Source organism: Elusimicrobiota bacterium, from assembly GCA_026388095.1.
Lineage (GTDB): Bacteria > Elusimicrobiota > Elusimicrobia > UBA1565 > UBA9628 > UBA9628.
Window position 1 is genome coordinate 92911 of record JAPLKL010000046.1, and the last position, 19249, is coordinate 112159.

At 66.9% G+C, this 19249-nt stretch carries 11 protein-coding genes; 5 read left to right on the plus strand and 6 right to left on the minus strand.

Annotated elements, in window-relative coordinates:
• Positions 1 to 2 precede the first annotated feature (2 nt).
• The 6 genes from NTY77_12450 to NTY77_12475 form a co-directional block, all read right to left on the minus strand.
• A complete protein-coding gene (locus tag NTY77_12450) occupies positions 3 to 1442 on the minus strand; it encodes a hypothetical protein (GenBank protein MCX5796297.1) in 1440 nt (479 codons plus the stop codon).
• A gap of 254 nt (positions 1443 to 1696) precedes the next feature.
• Positions 1697 to 3085: a radical SAM protein gene (locus NTY77_12455; GenBank protein ID MCX5796298.1), complete on the minus strand. Its 1389-nt coding sequence runs from the start codon at positions 3083 to 3085 to the stop codon at positions 1697 to 1699.
• On the minus strand, positions 3054 to 4853 hold the full coding sequence (locus tag NTY77_12460; GenBank protein ID MCX5796299.1) for a hypothetical protein: 1800 nt from the start codon (positions 4851 to 4853) through the stop codon (positions 3054 to 3056). Before NTY77_12460 ends, NTY77_12455 begins: the two co-directional genes overlap by 32 nt.
• Positions 4850 to 6553: a hypothetical protein gene (locus NTY77_12465; GenBank protein MCX5796300.1), complete on the minus strand. Its 1704-nt coding sequence runs from the start codon at positions 6551 to 6553 to the stop codon at positions 4850 to 4852. The genes NTY77_12460 and NTY77_12465 overlap by 4 nt, the downstream gene beginning before the upstream one ends.
• A complete protein-coding gene (locus tag NTY77_12470) occupies positions 6550 to 7122 on the minus strand; it encodes an isoprenylcysteine carboxylmethyltransferase family protein (protein ID MCX5796301.1) in 573 nt (190 codons plus the stop codon). Before NTY77_12470 ends, NTY77_12465 begins: the two co-directional genes overlap by 4 nt.
• Positions 7122 to 8564 carry a radical SAM protein gene (locus tag NTY77_12475; protein MCX5796302.1) on the minus strand — a complete coding sequence of 481 codons (1443 nt, stop codon included), beginning with the start codon at positions 8562 to 8564 and terminating at the stop codon, positions 7122 to 7124. Before NTY77_12475 ends, NTY77_12470 begins: the two co-directional genes overlap by 1 nt.
• A 733-nt stretch (positions 8565 to 9297) precedes the next feature.
• On the opposite strand from NTY77_12475, the gene NTY77_12480 reads away from it, so the two are divergent.
• From NTY77_12480 to NTY77_12500, 5 genes are read left to right on the plus strand one after another with little or no spacing between them, the layout of a single operon-like run.
• Entirely contained in the window at positions 9298 to 10224 is a 927-nt protein-coding gene (locus NTY77_12480) for a radical SAM protein (protein MCX5796303.1), read from the plus strand.
• Positions 10225 to 10234: 10 nt separating this feature from the next.
• Positions 10235 to 12061 (plus strand): hypothetical protein, encoded by a 1827-nt coding sequence (locus NTY77_12485; GenBank protein MCX5796304.1) that lies wholly within the window; start codon positions 10235 to 10237, stop codon positions 12059 to 12061.
• Positions 12061 to 15393: a hypothetical protein gene (locus NTY77_12490; GenBank protein ID MCX5796305.1), complete on the plus strand. Its 3333-nt coding sequence runs from the start codon at positions 12061 to 12063 to the stop codon at positions 15391 to 15393. The genes NTY77_12485 and NTY77_12490 overlap by 1 nt, the downstream gene beginning before the upstream one ends.
• On the plus strand, positions 15383 to 17305 hold the full coding sequence (locus NTY77_12495; GenBank protein ID MCX5796306.1) for a beta-propeller fold lactonase family protein: 1923 nt from the start codon (positions 15383 to 15385) through the stop codon (positions 17303 to 17305). The genes NTY77_12490 and NTY77_12495 overlap by 11 nt, the downstream gene beginning before the upstream one ends.
• A 33-nt stretch (positions 17306 to 17338) precedes the next feature.
• Positions 17339 to 19096: an ABC-F family ATP-binding cassette domain-containing protein gene (locus tag NTY77_12500; protein ID MCX5796307.1), complete on the plus strand. Its 1758-nt coding sequence runs from the start codon at positions 17339 to 17341 to the stop codon at positions 19094 to 19096.
• Positions 19097 to 19249: the final 153 nt, after the last annotated feature.

The window sequence follows — 19249 nt, forward strand, 5'->3', positions numbered from 1 at the left end:
GCTCAGCCATTCTCGATGAGATCTTGGATCTTGAACAAGCGGACCCCATCAGGATACTCTTGAGAAGGCCTCCTCAGCGTCTTTCTCAATTCTCGAAGTATGGCGTCACCGCGTGGATAACCGGCGGCATAACGAGGCTGGACCACGATGAACTCGAAGCCCAGAGCGCGCAACTGCTGCAGTCCGATGCGCATCCGTATCTTGGTGAGCGTGGGAGGCGGCGAAGCGCTCCGCAGGAGCTGGCCGAAAGAGCATAGGGCGTCGGCATAAGCGAGGAAGGGATTGCCATGCAGGAGGCGGAGCTGCGCTTCCGGCCAAAGGATGTCCTTGAAGCCGTACCCCGGGGCATGGAAGATCCTCTTCTCGTGGACGGTCTGGTTGGCCATGAAGTCACATGCCTTATCGAAGGGCAGCTCCACTATCGCGCACTCCTTCTGCCTGCTGAGATAGCGATAGGCCGCCTGCTCCTGGAATGGCGGAATGACATCCATATAGAGGGAATTCGCGCCGTGTTCAGCGCGGGCGTAAGGAAACAGCAAGAGCGTGCAGAGCGCGGCCATGAGGACGGGCCTGCCCCGGGCGGGTATCCTGGCGAATAGATAGTGCGTCAGCGAGGAAAGCAGGACCGCCGCGGAGAGCAAGACCATCGCGAAGCAGTTGATCGGCCACCACAAGCGCGAGAAGAACGGGAGATGGTGGTGGAGGAGGATGAATGGCAGCGGGATGGCGTGCCCATGGATCAGGAGATAGGGCCCCAAAGAAAGAATCATGAAGCATGCCGCGCATAGCGCAAAGAAGAGATTGTCCTTGGAGAAGACCGCCGGCAGCATCGCTGCTGAAGCCAGGATCAGGCATCGCCAGAGAAAGCTGGCGGGCAGGAGGTGGAGGGAGCTGAACCGTGTCATATTGAGAAAGTCCGCCGGCGTCCCGTATCCGACGGGACGGCCCCCCTTTATCAAGACCGGATAGGCGAACAGGAGGAGCATGAGGACCCCATAGAGCAGCAGGACTCGGGCGGAGTCCCATGCCCAAGGGCCGTTCCTCTTCTCCGAGATGAGGCCGTACAGCAGGAACATGGCGAAAAAGATGAGCAGGAATGTGCTGTAGTACCAATAGAGGAGCGAATTCAGGAACAGGGCCAGGGCGGCGAGGATGATATCCCTTCCGCTGCCTGAACCCTTCACCTTGAACAAGCAATAGACGCACAGGGGGATGCCAAAAAGACATGCGGTCTGGATCCTCCCGGACTTGAGGTGGTAAAAGACAAAAGGATTGATCGAGAAGAACAGCCCGCCCAAGAATGATGAAAAGGCGTCCTTGGTCAGATACTCCATGAGCGCGAAGGCGGAAAGGGCGTTGAGAAGGAATATGATGGCCAGAAGGATGTTGTGGCGAGCCGGCAGTTCGAAGAATATCTGCAGGGGGACGGAACAGATCTCCACAAGAGGGAATCCGAGGTCCAGCACCACGTTTTTTCCCGTGGGATAGGCGAGGAGCGTGGAGATGGGGAATGAATGATAGTCAAGAGCCGAGACACACTTCTTGACGGCCCATTGATACCATAAGAATCCATTGAGATCGATAGACCAGCCTCCGGCTAGCAGAGCGCTGTTATTGACACAGGGAAGGAATAGCCAGACGATGACCAGAAGATAGCCGGCTGCGGCGCTCGCGAAAATGGTCCATCCTCTTGGATTCATGGGAGGACGCGCATAAGAGACGGCGCATTATAAACAATATTTCGCAAAAGACGCCACCCGTTCCTTGAGAACAGTTTGCCTAAGATGAATCCCGGGCGCAGATAAAAATCCCTGTACGCCTGCCCTCGGATGCCGCATAACGCTTCGGCCGTGTACTCGGCGGTGGTGAAAAAGGGAGCTGGAGCATCGGTCCTCCCCAAGACGTAATCTCTCCAGTAGTCGCCGGCCAGATCGCCGCACAGAGCGGTGCCGGGGTTGGGGATCGTTATGGTGAAGCTGGCCCAGTCCAGGTCCAACTCCCTGGATAGAGCCAACGTCTGCCGTATGGTCTCCAGAGTCTCTCCCGGGTAGGCGAGCATGAAATATCCCCTGGTCTCGAATCCCAGCCTGCGCGCGGCTTGGAACGCTTTCTTCACCTGCGCGAGAGTGATCCCCTTTCGCATGGCGTCCAGGATCTCCTGGGCGCCGGACTCGACTCCCATGTGCAGTCCGCGGCAGCCGGCCTGGCGCAATGCCGCCAGCATATCCTCATCCACGGTGTCGACCCGCGTCCGGATGTTCCAGCGGAAGCGCAGCCCGCGGGAGCCGATCTCGCGGCAGATGTCCAGCACCCGCTGGCGGTCGACGGTGAACGTCTCATCGAAAACGATGATCTCTCGGGCGGCGTAGCGGCGGACATAGAGCTCCATCTCATCGACCACGTTGCCCGCGCTGCGCATCCGGAAGGGCTGGTCGGAATGGATCTGCGCGCAGAACTTGCAGGCGAACGGACAGCCGCGGCTGGTGACCATGGAGAAGAAGGGATGGTCCACATTCAAGGCCCGGTAGGCGCGGCGCGGCAGAAGGTCGACCGCTGGGAAGGGCGCGGCGTCAAGATCCTGGATCGCGGCCGCGGGGCGCGTGACGATCTTGCCGTCCTTCCTGAAGACCGCGCCCTCGACGCTGCCGAGGTCCTGCTGGGAAGCGATGGCCTGCAGGGCCTGGACCACGGCCGTCTCGCCTTCCCCGCGTATGCCGAAATCGATGTCATCGCAAGCCAGCGATTCTTCCGGATAGGCGCCCAGTTGCGGGCCGCCTGCGCCGACCAGGCATGAAGGATGCGCGGCCTTCACCAGCCGCGCCGCTTTCACGATGTTCGGCCAGACCAAAGTGGCGGCCGTGAACAGGACGACATCGGCCGGGTTGGAGAGCACGAAGGCGTGGAACTGCTCCCAGGACAGCCCGAGGGCGTGGGCATCCAGGACGCGGATATCGCGGAAGCCGGCCTGCCGGAGAGCCGCCGCGATATAGGCCAAGCCCAGCGGGGGATAGATCCCGGTGCTGTTCGTCTCCCGCGCGGGCAGCCCTAGGCGCTCATTGCATCGTATGAGCAGGATGTTCAGCATGCGGCGGCTCCTTGGTCCGTGCGGTCATGGGAACGGTGTAGACGATGATGGCGTCAGCCTGGTAATCGACTGGCTTGCCGCATAGTCGCTCAAGCCATTCCTTATCCCTGAGAAAAGCGCTGTCCCCTCTTGGCGACTGCTCGGGCCCGTAGCGACGGGGGCCGCCCTGCCGGGGCGGCCCGCCGCCGGGGGGGCCAGGCCGAGCCGCCAGCCCCATCGGCCCGACCAGATCCCGGTGGATGATGATGTAGCGGACATCCCACTCGGCCAATCGCGCGATGAAGTCGCGCTTCATGCTCATGCTCTCCGCCGCCGCGGGGAAAGGGACGGCGATATCGCCGCCGCCGTGCGGATTCATCATCTTGCGGCCGCTGATCGTGCTGTAGAAGGAATAGAGTTGGCCGGGCGGCTTCTCCAACGGCAGGTTCAGCAGCGCGCCGCCCGGGGTCTTGCGCAGGTCCGTGAAGAAATGCGGGATGCGCGGCTCACAGACCCTTAATGGGAACAGGCCGGGGAACCGGATGTGCAGCTCCGTCAGGTAGACCGCCAGGAAGCAAAGGATCAGCGCCGCGCGCTTGGCCCTTCCGCGATCCTTGGTCAGTTCGGCGAGGGCTGTCCCCCCGAGTAAAGCCAGGCAGAGCGCGGCGATGGGAAGGGCTCGTACAGGGCCCAGCAATCCTTCTCCATAGGTGGCGGGGGTCAATTCGTACAGGAAATAGTGCGGCAGGATGACCCTGCGGCCCAGGATGTGCACGATGCCAAGGTCGTTGAAAAGATAAGGACCGGAAGCCAGGACGATGAACAAGACCGCGCAGACGAAGAAAAAACGGGTCAACCCCTTGCCCCTCATCGCGGCGAAGGCCGCGGCGATGCAGAGGCTGATGGATAAGCCCATGCTCAGATCGGTCGGCGGGGGGAGATGGAAGCCGAAGGGATGGAGCAGGTCGAATGTCACCGTGCGGATGAGATGCGGCGGAAGGCCGTGGAAGAATCGATAGTCTCCCTGTGGCCCGCTCAATCCCAACATATGGTCGATGCCGATGCTGCATGCCAAAAAGGACCCTATGAGCAATGCCCCCTGACCGGGGAAGGTCCAGGCCGGCTTTTTCTGGACCAGGTCATAGATCATGAGCGCGACGGTGAAGAGCAGGGCGTAATAGGCATAGACCGGATAGTTCAGCATCATCAACTGCAGGAAAAGCAGAGCGAGGAGGAAATCGCCGCGCCCAGCGCCGCGCCTCAGCCGAAGCAGGAAGACGACGTAGAGGGGGAGCCAGAACTGCGTGACCTTCTGCAGGGAGCCGATGGTCGCTTTGACGAGGGTGTAGGAGTTCAGCATGAACAGGATGCCGGAAGCGAACGAGACGGCCCGGGATGCGAAGAACTCCCGAGCCAGGAGATACATCGCGAAGCCGTTGAGCGCCAGGAAGATCATCATCGCGAGGTTGTGCGTCCCGAACGGCGGCGGGGCGAAGCGGAGCAGGGAAGCGAGATAGAGATGCAGGGAGTGGCGTTCGCGGGAGTTGAAGGTCTGGCCGAAAGGGAAACTGGTCCGATCCGTGGTGAACCAGCGGATATAATGGCCGTCGCGCATGCTGGCGGAGATGGTCTCGATGAAGAAGATGTCGGCCTGCAGGTTGGGATGGGCCGGGATCCCGATCGCGCGGTCGCCCAGGTGACGGATCGCCGGGAATGTGATGGCGCACGAAACGAGGAGGAACCCCAGGAGGGGGACGAACGCGCGCGCCCAACCGGCCCGCGGAATCACGCGCGGACCTCGTGTGCCCGCGCGACCCTGGGGACGGTGTAAACGACGATCCGGTCATCCCCATAGTCGACCGGCGGCCCGCAGAATCTCTCGAGCCAGCCTGCGTCTCTCAGAAAAGCGCTGTCCCCCTGCTGGTTGAGGACGTCGCGGTGGATGATGATGTAGCGGACATCCCACTGCGCCAATCTCGCGATGAACCTCCGCTTCAGGCTCAAGCTGTCCGCCGCCGCCGGGAACGGGACGGCGATACGGTCGCTGCGGTAGGCGTTCATCATCTTGTGCCCGCTGACCGCGCTGTAGAACATGTAGAGGTGCCCGGGCTTGATGAGCGGCAGGTTCAACAGCGCGCCGCCGGGCGTTTTGCGCAGGTCCATGAAGAAATGCGGGATGCGCGGCTCGTTGACCCGCAATGGGAACAGGTGGGGGAACCGGACGTGGAGTTCCGCCAGGTAGACCGCCAGGAAGCACAGGACCAGCGCCGTCCGCTTGGCCCTGCCGCAACCCTTGGTCAGCTCGGCGAGGGCGGTCCCCCCGAGCAGGGCCAGGCAGACCGCGGCGATGGGAAGGGCTCGCAGCGGGGCAAGCAGTCCTTCTCCATAGGTGAAGGGGGTCAGCCGGTACAGGACATAGTACGGCAGGATGACCCTGCGGCCCAGGATGCGCACGCAGTCCAGGCCGCGGAAGACGTACGGGCCGGAAGCCACGACGACGAACAGGACCGCGCAGGCGAAGAAGAAACGGGTCAACCCCTTCCCCCTCGCCGCGGCCCAGACCGCGGCGGCGCAGAGGCTGATGGATAAGCCCATGCTCAGATCGGTCGGCGGGGCGAGATGGAAGCCGAAGGGGTGGAGCAGGTCGAACGTCGCCGCGAGATTGAGAAGCGGAGGATTGCCGTGGAAGAACCGGAAGCCGGACCGCGGTCCGCCCAATCCCAGCAGGCGGTCGACGCATAAGCTGCAGGCGAAGAAGAGCCCCATGAGCAACGCCCCCCGGCCGGCGAAGGCCGAGAAGGCCCGCTTCTCGATGAGGTCGTAGGCCATGAGCGCGACGGTGAAGAGCAGGGCGTAATACGCGTAGAGCGGGTAGCTCAGCATCATCAGCTGCAGGAGCAGCAGCGCGCAAAGGAGATCGCCGCGCTGACCGCCGCGCCTCAAGCGGAGCAGGAAGACGGCGTACAGGGGGAGCCAGAACAGCAAGATCTTCTGCAGGGAGCCGATGGTGGCTTTGACGAGAGCGTAAGAGTCCAGCATGAACAGGATGCCGGAAGCGAACGAGACGGCCCGGGATGCGAAGAGCTCCCGGGCCAGGAGGTACATCGCGAAGCCGTTGAGCGCAAGGAAGACCATCTTCGCCAGGTTGTAGGTCCCGAACGGCCCCGGAGCGAATCGGAGCAGGGCGGCGAGATAGAGATGCAGGGAGTGTCGTTCGCGGGGGCCGAATGTCTGGCCGAAGGGGAAATTGGACCGGTCCGTGACGAACCAGCGGAGGTAATGGCCGTCGCGCATGCTGGCCGACATGAGCTCGGTCCAGAAGACCTCTCCCTGCACGTTGGAATGGGCCGGAAGTCCGATCACCCGATCGCCCAGGTGCCGGATCGCCGGGAATGTGACCGCGCACGAAACGAGGAGGAAGCCCAGGAGGGGGAGCAGCGCGCGTGAAAGGCCGGCCCAAGAGCGGCCCAGCGCAGTGTCCCGCATCATCGTTTGGAGGATGTCGAGATGAAGCTGGCGATGCCGCCCAGACGCGGGATGAGCATGGGGACTTGGCGACGGTATTCCAGGTACTCGGCTCCGAACCGCTCGACGCAGCCCGCTTCCTGGATGTATCGGTTGTAGAACACGGACCAGGTCAGGAGCAGGGGGATGACCAAGAAGGTGAATGTGCACGAGCCCGAGAGGCAGCCGAGGCCGACGATCCCCGACAGCTTCCCGATCACCGAAGGGTGCCGCACCAGCGAGTAGGGCCCGGTCTTGACCAGCCTCTTGGGCCCCCCGTACTGGGGGCAGGGGCTGCCTTCGCCCACGAAGACCAGGTAGGTGTAGGCGTTCCAGATGAGGGCCCCGCCGGCCAGTGTCAATACGATGAAGAGCAGGATGCTCCAAGGGGGGGAGACGAAGGGTGCCCAGCCGAGCAGGCGGTCGGCCTTGCGGGCCAGGACCAGGACGCCCAGCACCGCGGGCACGCAGACGCAGAAGAACACCGCCATGTCGACGGTGAACTCCTTCCTGGGCAGGACCCGCAGCATGTCGCGGAACGTCACGCCGCCCATCAGATCCTCCCCGCCGGGTCGCGCATGAATTCGATCTGCAGGAGCGCCAAGCCCCCGGCGATCGTCCGCTTGAGCTCGGCGAGGCTGTGGAAGCCGAAAAGATTCTTGATGATCTTGCCGGGCCTGAAGTAGAACCTCCGATGCGCGCGCTGCAGCAGCGCGGCCAGCTCCTTCTTTGAAAGATGCTCTTCCCAGCAGGTGGGGAGCCGGCGCTCCGGCGAAGGCCGGCGGATGAACTCCTCCCAGGCGCCCTTGGGCAGCACGCCCGAACGCACCCCGTCCTCGTAGGCCGCGGTGTCCGGATACGGCGAGAAGATCGCGAAGACGGCATAGTCGGCCGCCAGCCTGCGGGCGAACTCGATGGTCCGCTCCACCTCAGCCCGGGTCTTCTCGTGAGGGCAGCCGAGCATGAAGAACCCGATGGTGCGTATGCCGAACCTCTTGGTCTGGGCGAAGGTGGCTTCGATCTGCTCGACGGTCAGCTTCTTGTTCAGCCGCCGCAGGCCTTCGTCGGTCCCGGTCTCGACGCCGTAGTGGATCTTGGTGCAGCCCGCGCTCTTGACCGTCGCCAGCAGCTCCTCCGTGATCTGGTCGCACCGGGCCTTGAAGCCCCATTTGACCCGCAGGCCCCTCCTCAGGATCTCCTGCGCGATGTCCAGCACGCGCCGCGCGGTGACGTTGAAGGTGTCGTCGAGGAAGAAGATCTCCTCGATGCCCATGGACGCGCACTCCGCGATCTCGTCGACGATGTTCCTCGTCGAACGCGGCCGGTAATGCGCGTAGGTGTCGCAGAACGTGCACCTCTGGGGGCAGCCGCGGGCGGTGATCATGGTCGTCATGGACGAGCCTTCCGTCGCCGGGGTGAAATAGCGGCTGGGGTCGTTGCTCCTCCGGTCCGGGAACGGCAGGCTGTCGAGGTCCGCCGTCTCCGGCCGCTCCGCCGTCGCTGCGACCTCGCCCTTCTCATCCTTGGCCAGGATCCCCTTCACCGCGCGGACCTCGCCTCGTCCCTCCAACGCGTCGAGCAGTTCGCCGAGGGCCGCCTCCCCGTCCCCGGGAACGGCGAAGTCCACGCCGGGCAGGGCGATGGCTTCGGCGGGGTAGGAATGCACGTGCGGCCCGCCGAGGCAGACCCGGATGCGCGGGTCGAGCTCCTTGACCAGCCGCGCGGTCTGCGCCACGTCGACCAGGTTGTGGGTCAAGGCCGTGATGCCGACCAGCCCCGGGGCGGACGCTTGGATCCTCTCCCGCAGCCGCCCGTCATCCAGGTCCTCGGCGAGCGCGTCGACGATCTCAGCGCGGTGGGATGTGTGCCGATGCAGATACGCCTGGAGGTACATGAGCCCGAGAGGGGGGAAGAGGAAGATCTTTCGGCTGCACAATTCCGGGATGCCGGCCCAGACCTTGCTCCGGATCGAAGGATTGATCAGCAAGACTTTCATCCGTCCCCATGATAGCAAAAGGCCGCTGGACGGCGGCGCGGAGGGGTGCACCCACTGAAAGTAGGTGGGCTGGCGAAATGCCGTACAGGTCGTGGCGGCGCAGAGCGCCGCCAGGCGCGCGCCGGCGGTATCGGAAGTTCCGCCGGCACCGGCCGGACGGATTTCCTTACGGCCGGCGCCCCCGCTATTCCTCTGGGGCGCGCAACCTCATGGAAGAGTGTCCCGGAATCGTACCTGCCTGTCCGTGCTGGCTGGCCGCAAGCAGAATACCGATATGGCGCGGTTCGCTTACGTACCATCCTCCGGATGGGGTCACAGCCCTCTATTGAGGTTGCGCGCGTGAGAGGAAAGGACGCGCGCGGGTTCCGGCGCTGGGCGCCGGAACCTCCATTGTGATGGGCCTCCTTGAAGACTGCAAAAGACGGCGCCTGCGGTATCGGAGGTTCCGCCGGTGCCGGCGGGACGGATTTCCTTACCGCCGGCGCAGGTGCCTGCCGGACGAACATCCTTACGGCCGGCGACTTCGCGAGATAAAAGTGTTTATGCCACCGCCGCTTTTTTATATTTTACCGCCAGCGCTGGAGGTAATGTGACGAAAAATACATGCGCTGTCAGCACTTTCTTGTTCAGAAGTCGCCACGCTTGGCGCGACTCAACGGTCGGTGCAAATCACTTACTTATTTTTGGTGCACCCGCGCGGAGGCTCGTCATGCGGTATGGTATCATAATCCAGATGAGCCAGTTCCCGCCCGTAGCCGAGAGCATCAGGCGGATCACGAACGCCAAAGGCGCCTCGGGCTACGTCTTCGATTGGGTGATCTCTGTCGCGTGCAATTATCGCTGTCCGTACTGCTACTACGAGGGGCACTGGGACGACCTGAAGAAGCACAACCTTGCCCCGCCGTTGGAGACCGCGCTCGCGACTTGGAAGGGCATCTACGAGAAATACGGCGAGTGCTATATCCTCATCAACGGCGGCGAGCCCACCGTGTATCCCCGCTTCATGGAGCTGATGGCGGCCCTGACCCGGTGGCACCGCTGGAACTTCAATACGAACCTCACCTGGCGGCTGGACCGTTGGCGGGCGTTCGCGGAGCAGATCGAGCCCTCGCGGGGCAATATCCAGTTCAGCTTCCACCCATCCGAGGAGAAGGACATCGATGCCTTCATCGAGCGGGCGTTGGCGGTCCGCCGGCTGGGTTTCGACAATTGCGACGTCACGATCATCGCCTATCCGCCGCACCTCCGCGACCTCAAGCGGTTCTGCGGGAAGTTCAAGGCGGCCGGGATCAAGGTGAGTTCGCAGCCTTTCGTCGGGACCTGGCACGGGAAGAACTACCCCCATGACTACACCGAGGAAGAAAGCGCCTTGATCCGCATCCTGAGCGAGGAGAACGATTCCTCGCTGCGCTCCGAGCTGGACCACGCGATCGGGTCTGCGAGCCCTCTGGGAAAGCTGTGCCGGTCCGGACAATATTCCTGCCACATCAACCAGATGGGCGAGGTGTATCGTTGTACCCAGATCGACCAGTCGCCGGGTTCCCGCGAGAGGCTCGGGCATTTTTATCGCGGCTTCGAGCTGCGCCCGGGACCGACCCCCTGCCCTAAGGCCTTCTGTCAGTGCGGCGAATCGCGCTGGCTGGTGGAGCGATGCGGCTGAGCTCATGCCCATGAGCCGAACGCCGGACCGACGCGCCGTCTGGGCCTCGCGGTTGGACGCGGTCTTCCTCGCCCTCGTCGTCGCCGGGGCCGGGTTCTGGGCGTATCGGCTTTCCCGGTATAAGAGCGCGGTGCGCGCGGCGCGCGCGGGCATGCCTTTTGGCGTGGGCAGCCGGCCCGAGCCCGCGGGCCTTTCCCAAGGGCAGCTGCTCCAGCTGGGATGGATGCACGCCGGCCTCCACATCCCGGACGGCTCCTATGTGCGCCGCGACATCCGCAAGCGGCCGGGTACCCGGCGGATCGGGCTGTTCGGGTGCTCGTTCGTCGAGGGGCTCGAGTCCGGCCCTGGTTACGATCTCGGCAGTCTCCTGGAGAAGCGCTTGCGGCGGGCCGGGATGCGGGACGTCGAAGTGGTCAATTTCGGCACCTACGCATACGGCATGCATCAATCCTACCTGCTCTGGACCTATCTCGGCCGCCGCTTCGGCCTGGACCAGGCCGTGTTCTTCCCGGAGGATTTCGACCTCTGGCGGGACGACAGCTTCGTCTACGAGGACAAATACGCGGCGCTGCATGCGCGCTACGCGCTGTCCGGAGCGGGCCTCTTGCTGGTGCCTCTGCTCGGAGGCGACCCGGCCGAAGCCATGAGCCGGTATCACCGGCTGTTGACTCCTTGGAGATACGCGCGCTACGACAATCGGCCGACCCTCGCCCTGCGGGTCCTATTGCCGCCGGGCCGCAGGCGGGGGCTCAATCCCTTCTACTACTGGCCGAGGCTGCTGTGGCGCGAAGAGCTGCCGGAGACGTATGCCCGCATCTTCGCGGCGGTCGCGGCGCAGGGCGGCCGGCCCATCGTCTGGACCCATTCCGGAGAGCTCGCGGGCTTTCTCGGCGGCCGTCTGCGTTCCCTCGGCATCCCCAGCGAACTCGACGGCGCGTGGCGGGCGATGGAACGCTGCCCGGAGCTCTATCGCGCGCCCGGCGGCCATCTCGGTCCGCTGGGCAACGACCTGCAGGCGGGGCTGCTCTATGCCTTCATGGCCGGGGACGCGGGGGCGGCAGCGACCCGGATCGGACTCTCCGTGCTCGATCACCACGCCCGCGGCGGGACCTCCGGACGCCCGCTCGACCAGTTCGAGGCCCTCGCGATCGGGGTGGGGCCGCATCGTTTGGCCGGGCTGGCGGCTGCCGCCGGGAGCCAGTCGAACAGCCCGCCGCTCAAGCTCCTCTCCGGGCTCCAGGACCTGAAGGCCGCCGCCCTGGTCACGACGCCGCCCCCCGATCCGGCTCTCCTGCCCAGGCCGGCCCTGCTGGATGACGCGGCCCCGGTGGTCGCGGTGCTGGAATCGGCCGGCGGCACCGTCCGGATCCCCATGGGGCGCCTGCGCGCTCCTACGCGGGTCGTCGGCACGGTCGTGCTGGCAGCGGGCCGTTGGGACGGAAGCTGGAGCGGAGGCGGAAGCTGGTCCCTCCGCATCAGCGACGGCGACTGGTTCCGGGGCCTCAGCGTGTCCGCAGACCGGAGGGTGAGCCGCGTCCGCATCGAAGTCGCCGGAGACCCGCTTCTGGAGAGCGGCGCGCCGGGCGCCGCGCCGGCCGTGTTCCGGCCGCTCTTCGCCGAGCTGCTCAAGATCCGCGCGGCCCCCGAGGGCTACGCGGACATCGGGCAGCTGCCCCCGCGGGGGACCGTGGACCTGCTCGCCCGGCGCGAGGGCGAGTGGAGCGAGCGCTTCCCCATGTTCTCCTATGCCCTCGAGCGCCGGCGGCTGGCCCCATTCGCCACGCCGCGCGCGATCCGGTCGTCCATGGGTCAGGTCGGTACGGCGAGCTCCCGCTGATGCCCAGCGGACCGAAGCCGCCCGTGCGCAAGGCCGGCCTGGCGCTGGCTCTCGCGCTGCTCGCGGGGCTTGCGCCCGCGGCGCGGCTCGCCGCCGCCGGGAGTCTGGCCTCGTCGCGTCCCGACGACCTCTGGCCGCAGGCGGGGCCGTTCCCGGATGCCGCGAAGATCCGGACCGTCTGGCAAGGCAACGGCCAGACGGAAGTCGCCGGGCGGGCGGGCGCCGTGCCGGGTCGGTTCCCGGTGCTGGTCGTGAGCGCGAACTCGGGCGCCGCCGCGATCACCTCGTCCGGCGCGGACGGAAGCTTCGCCGCCCGATTGGTCGCCTTGCCGGGTTCTTGGGTCATCGTCAAGTACGATCCGACGGCCGCGTCGTCCACCCAGGCCCATTGGCTCCCGGCGCCGTCGGCGAACCAGGTCCTGGGCGATGCGATGTTCAAGGGGAACACCGCCCCCGGGACCTGGCTGCGCGTCGCCCCGGAGGCGCCGGCCCCGGGCCAGGGCGTGCCGTTCGACGTGAGCGGGACCGCGGGACCCGGCGGGGTCGACTTTTCCTTGACCGGCGCGATGACCGGGACATTCGAGCCGGGCGGTTCGGTGCGCGTCGAAGGCACGGCCTCGCTGTTCCCCGCCGCCGCGTCCGCGGCCGCGCTGACCGGGACGCGGCTGCGGTTCGACGCCGATCTGGGCCTGCTCTTCGACCAGCGCGGCCGCGCCCGCGTGGGGACCGGCTACTATTTCTCGAATATCCTGACGCCGACCGGCCTGCCGGTCCAGACCAAGGGGCGCGGGACCTTTTCGGCGCCGGACCTGAGCAGCGAGCCCTTGGCCGAGGGCCCGGGCGGCCGCCTGAGCGCCGCGGTCCGGTGGACGCTGCCCCTGCCGGCCGGGCTCCCGCCCGGCACCTACGCTCTTTGGATCCGAGCGCGCGCCGTGGATGGCCGCGCCGCTCCTCTCGGAGGGGATCGCCCGGGCCGCCAACTGGTCCTCACCCGGGATCTGTCCTGCCTGCCGCCGTTCGCGGTCGGCCAGCCGGCGCCGCCGCGGCTGACCTGGACCCTGCTGACCGATGTGCCGGGAGCCGACGGCAGCCGCGGCACGGTGGCGGAGGAGGACCGCGGCGACTTCGAGCTGGCGAGCAACGTCGTCACCCAGTCCCACGCGTACATCGTCCCTCGCGTCTCCAAGCGCAACGGCCAACCCCTGACCTATCGGCTCGAGCCGTACCTGCCGATGGTCGCGCAAGGCGACCGCCTGGTCCCGAATCCGCCGCCGATCCCGTTCCGGTTCCCGTCGGGCCGCCTCACGGTGCGCGTCCGCCGGCCCGACGGGAGGACCGAGACCCTGGGTCCGGCGCCTTTCACGGCCGCCCGCAGCCGGGCGCCCGCCACGTCCCGCGGCATCCCGCTCAACGGCAACGGCGGAGCCCCCGTCGACGTCTTCCAATTGACGACCGCATCGGACGTGTTCGATTACCGCTTCCCCCTCTACGGCCGCTATGAGATCGAGGTGGCCGGCGAGGTCCAGGATGCCAACGGGAATCCCTACCGGGGGGGCGGCCGCTATATCGTATTCGTGGCGGAACGGCTCGATCTGGAGCCGGCGATCCTGCCCATGACGCCGCTGCAGACCGGCGACGCGCTGAACCCCGGCCTCACCCTGCTTCCCGGCGTGCCGGCTGACGTCGAAGTCTCGGTCGCGCTGTTCCGGGACTCCGATCCGCGGCGGATCGAGCGCTGGTCCTGCAGCGGGCGGGCGAACCGGTTCGGGGTCTTCACCGCGAAGGCCGGGAGCCGGCTCCCGGTCATGACGGGGCCGGGCGAATTCGTCGTGGAATCGACAGCCCGGTACGTGGACGCGCGGGGCGTCTTATGGATGGGGGCGTCCCGCTGGGGCCAGGTCGTGGAGACCCCAGGCTCCCCGATGCTGGCGCGCGGCCGCCGCGGCAGGATCCGCATGGCGGATCCACCGGCCAGCCTCTGGTTCTTCTCCTCCCGCGCCCGGGACGGCGGCCATCTGCGCTTCCCCTACGCGTCCGGAGACGTCGCCTGGCAGGACGGCGACGACTCCATGATACCCGCCGTCACCGTGCAGGACCGCGAGGGTCTGGTCACCAAGACGCTGCGCCGGGTCTTCGCGGGCGACGTGGACGCCCGCGTCACGCTCCAGCGCGAAGGCGACTTCGAAGACCGGATCCGCGCGGACGAGCTCCCGCTTCCGCTCGTCTCCAGCGGCGTCCTGGCTGCGACGGCCGACCCGCGCGGCATCCGCGTGCACGGCTACTTCTACGCCGGGGCGCAGCGGCCCGGCGAGCGCGTCCGCGAGATCGTGTCCGACGATCAGGGCGTCCAGCAGCACGGGTATTGGTTCTTCAAGGAGCCGTATGCGATGCAGGCCGGGATAGGAGAGCAAGGCGACCTGGCCGACGACTTCAAGTTCCTGTTCGGCGGAGCGGTCTTGCGCGACGACGACGCCGGATACGGCCGCTACGGCATCTACGGCGCCCTCTGGGTCCGCCTCCCCGACGGCGACCCCCGCGGGGGCCGGGTCTTTCCGCCGTTCCAGGGCGCGCACGGCGGACCGGACGGCGGTCCCCTCATGACCCTCGGCGGCGAAGAGATCGACGGCTTCGTGGTGCCGCTGGCCGCGCGGCCGGGCACGATCCTCGAGGCGGGCGATACCTTCTCCTTCAGCGCGAGCGCGGCGCCTCCGCTCCCGGCCCAGCTCGAGGTCGTCGTGACGGGGCCGGGCGGGTTCCGGCGGCGGATCTCCGGCCGCGCCAACGCCGTGGGCTATTTCTACCGTCCGGACCAGGACTTCAGGGTCCCCAGGCCCGGCCTCTATCGCGTCTCCGTCACGGCCTCCTTCGATATGGAGACCTCGGCGGGTCCCCCGGCGCCGCCATTCCCGACGGGCACGGTCCTGGGCGCCGAAGGAGGGAGCTTCGAGGTCTATGTCGTCGAACGCGGCTCGCCCGCTCTGCGCGCGAGCCTTCCGCCTTGGAGCGCGGTCCGGGGCTCCGGTCCGGTGGCGCTGCCCGTCGAGCTCCCCGGGGGCGGGCGCGGCACCCTGCATTACACGATCGGCATGCCCGGCTTCCTCCTGAAGGCGGGCTCGCTGCCGCTGGAGGGCGGGGGCGCGACCGTGAGTTACGCGCCGCGGCTCTTGCACGGGCGCTTCCCGAACATCGATATCGGCGCGCCGGGCGACGACGGCGACGATGCCGGGAGTCTGGCGGACACCGTCTGGGTGACGATGATGGCGGAAGGAGAGGACGGGCGACGCTACGCGCGGCAGTTCACCCTGCAAGGTCCGGACCTTTATGCGCCTTAGCCTTCTCGCCGCGACGCTCCTCGCCCTCGGCGCCTGGGGCCAGGAGGCTTCCCGGTCCCTCTCGCGGACCCGCGCGCCGCAGGACCGCCCCGTCTCCTCGTCGGCGGTGGCCGTATCCCCCGACGGCAAGTGGATCGCCGCCGTGAACCCCGACAGCGGTTCGATCACGATCTTGCAGGCCCGGCCGCTCCGGGTCCTCGCCGAAGTCCCGGTGGGCCGGGATCCCCGGTCGTTGTGCTTCAGCCCGGACGCGCGCACCATCGCCGTAGCCAATCACGGCTCCTCGGATGTCTCTCTCGTCGCGCTGGGCGAGCGCAAGGAATCGCGCCGTATCCGGACGGGAGCCATGCCCTACGGCGTGGTGACGGACGGCCGGCGCCTGTTCGTCAGCGAATTCGCGATGGGGTCGGTCGCCGTCCTGGATGCCGCGTCCGGGCGGGTGACCGGGCGCGTGAAGACCGGCCCTTATCCCGCGGGTCTGGCGTTGAGCGCGGACCGGAGGAGCCTTTTCGTCACGCACTTCTTCTCGGGGCGGCTGAGCCGCGTCGAGGCGGCGACCCTCGCGGTGCAGGCCGTCGCGGAGACCGGGGACCGGGCGAACCTGTCGCAGTCCGTCGCGCTCTCTGCGGACGGCCGGCGGGCTTATCTGCCGCAGACCCTTTCCAACGCCGGCAACGCCGCGCCGACCTTCGACAACATGATCATCCCCGTCGTGAACGTCGTCGAGCTGCCCGCGATGGCGCGGCTCGGGCGCGAGCTCGTGTACCTCGCGTCGCTGCACCGCGCCGCCAACGTGCCCTCCGACGCGGTCGTGGCTCCGGACGGGAAGCATCTCTACGTCGCCAACGCGGGGAGCAACGACGTCTTCGTGATGGACCTGGCGAGCGGGAAGCTGCTCGCCGCCGTCGAGGTGGGCGCCAACCCCCGGGGGCTGGCGCCGTCTCCGGACGGGGCCCGGCTCTACGTGGACAACGGGCTGGACGGCACGCTCTCGGTCATCCGCGCCGGGAGCTACGCGGGCAGCCGCACCGCGCCGGACGAGGTCTCGCTCCACAAGCCGGTCGCGGTCGATCTGCAGCGTCCGACGACGTGCCGGTCCTGCCACGCCGAGTCCTCGGAATCCTCGACGCTCGGTCCGGATGTGCTGGTCGAGCTCGGCCATGGCAGGCTCCAGGTGGTCAATCGCACCTGGACGGTCGAGGCGACCGTGCCCCTCACCCGCATCCCGCTGCCGCCCCTCCTCCTGCAGGGCAAGAAGCTGTTCCATGCCTCGGACCGGCCGGAGCTCAGCACCGGCCGATGGATCTCGTGCGCGTCCTGCCACCCGGACGGCGCCATGGACGGGCGCACCTGGCTCCTGCCGGCCGGGCCGCGCAACACCCCGGCGCTCTTCGGGGTCGGCGAGACGCTCCCCATCCATTGGTCGGGAGACTTCGCTGACCTCTATGAGATGGAGCGGGGGATCCGCCGCTTCCTGTTCGGCCGCGGCTTCACGCTGGACCCGGAGCAGAGGCCCCTGGCGGGCCGGTCGGCCGATCTCGACGCCCTGGTCGCCTATCTGCGGTCCCTGCGGCCGCTGCCGTCGCCCTTCCCCTTGGAGCGGGAGGCGGTCGCGCGCGGCGTCGCCGCCTTCCGGGCCGCGGGCTGCGCCAAGTGCCATGCGCCGCCGACCTTCACCGACGGCAAGCTGCACGACGTCGGCACGGGCGACCCGTCGCGCGAGAAGCACGCCCGCGGCACGAGCTTCGACACGCCCACGCTGCGGGGGCTTTGGCTCACGGCGCCGTATTTCCATGACGGGAGCGCGCCGACGCTCGAAGGCGTGCTGCGGACGGGACGGGAGCACGACGTGTCGGGGCTCCTCAGCGCGGAGGAGCGCCGCGCGCTCGTGGGTTATCTGCGTACGCTGTGACGGCGGATTTCCTATAATCTCTCTTCTCGTCCCATGATCACCCTCCGCGGCGTCTCGAAGTCCTTCGGCCAACAGCTCCTCTTCCAGGACGCCTCCTTGCAGATCAACCAGGGCGACCGCTACGTGCTGGTCGGGCCCAACGGCTCCGGCAAGTCCACCCTCTTCAAGATCCTGCTGGGCGCGGAGGAGGCCGATTCCGGACAGTTCACCATCAAGCGCGGCTCGAAGGTCGGCTACCTGCCCCAGGAGAACGCCCCGGTGAGCGAGGAGACGGTGCTCGACACCGCGCTCGAGCATCACGAGGACCCGGACGGCCGCCTGACCGCCAAGGCCAAGGCCATCCTCATGGGCCTGGGCTTCCGAGTCGCCGATTTCGACAAGAAGCTCAACACCCTCAGCGGCGGCTGGGCCATGCGCGCGGCCATGGCGCGCCTGCTGATGCAGGAGCCGGACCTCATCCTCCTCGACGAACCCACCAACCATCTCGACATCGACGCCCTGTTCTGGCTGCAGAACTACCTCCAGGACTATCCGGGCGCCGTTTTCCTCATCTCCCACGACCGCGCCTTCATCAACTCGGTCTGCCGCGCCATCGTCAGCCTCCAGGACCACACCCTCAAGGTCTACCACGGGGACTATGAGTTCTACCTCAAGGAGCGCGAGGCGGAAGGCGAGCGCCTGCTCTCGGCCTGGAAGCAGCAGCAGGACGAGATCGCCAAGATGCAGGACTTCATCGACCGCAACCGCGCCCGGGTCTCCACCGCCAACCGCGCCCAGAGCATGATCAAGCGCCTGGAGAAGCTCGAGCGCATCGTGCTCCCCGTGGACGTCAAGACCGTGAGGATCCGCTTCCCCCAGCCCACCAGGACCGGCGTCCGGGTGCTGGCGCTCCAGGGCGTGCACAAGTCCTACGGCGAGGTGAAGGTCTACGACGGCCTGGATTTCGAGCTGGAGCGCGGCTGGAAGGTCGCCTTCGTCGGGCACAATGGCGCCGGCAAGTCCACCTTGCTCAAGATGCTGGCCGGGGCCATCCCCTTCGATTCCGGGGAGATGACGTCCGCCGACGGCGTGCGGGTGGGCTATTTCTCCCAGCACCGGGAGGGCCAATTCGGCGCGGGGCGCACCGTGCTGCAGGAGGCGCAGGCCTCAGGCCGCATGAACCCGGACCTCTTCGTGCGCACGGTCCTGGGGACCTTCCTGTTCCCGGGCGACACGGTCTTCAAGCCGGTGGAGGTCTTGAGCGGCGGGGAGAAGAGCCGCCTGGGACTGGTCAAGCTGCTCCTGGACCCGCCCAACGTCCTGCTCCTCGACGAGCCCACCACGCACCTCGACATGGCCAGCGTGGACGCCTTGGTCGAGGCTCTGCGCGAATTCGAGGGCACGCTCTGCTGCATCAGCCACGACCTCTACTTCCTCAACGCCATCGCGGACCACGTGGTGCACATCGACCAAGGCCGGATCACCTGGTATCCGGGCAACTACGAGTACTTCAAGCACCGCCAGGCCCGGTGGCACGAGGAGAACCCCCAGGCCGTGGCGGTCCCCAAGCTCGACAAGAGGCCGGCGGCCAAGCCCAAGCCTCCGGTCCGCGACGACAAAGCGCGCGCCAAGCACAAGACCAAGCTGGAGAACGAGGTCCTCAAGCTGCACGAGGAGCTCGAGTCTTTGGCGGCCAGGCTCTCGGACCCGGAGCTGTACTCGGATTTCGCCCAGGTCAAGGCCATCGGGGAAAGGATGGAGACGGTCCAGGCCGACATCCAGGCCAAGGAAGCCGAGTTGGATTCGCTCTAGCAGGCTGCTGATAAACCCTCCTGCGGAAAGGACTGTGTCCGGACACAGTGCACCCCGCCGCAACTCGCAGGACCCATCGGGGTTGTCAACGGCCACAGCCGGTATCGCCGGCGCGGGCCAACGCCGGGATGATGTCTCGGGACAGGCTGTAAA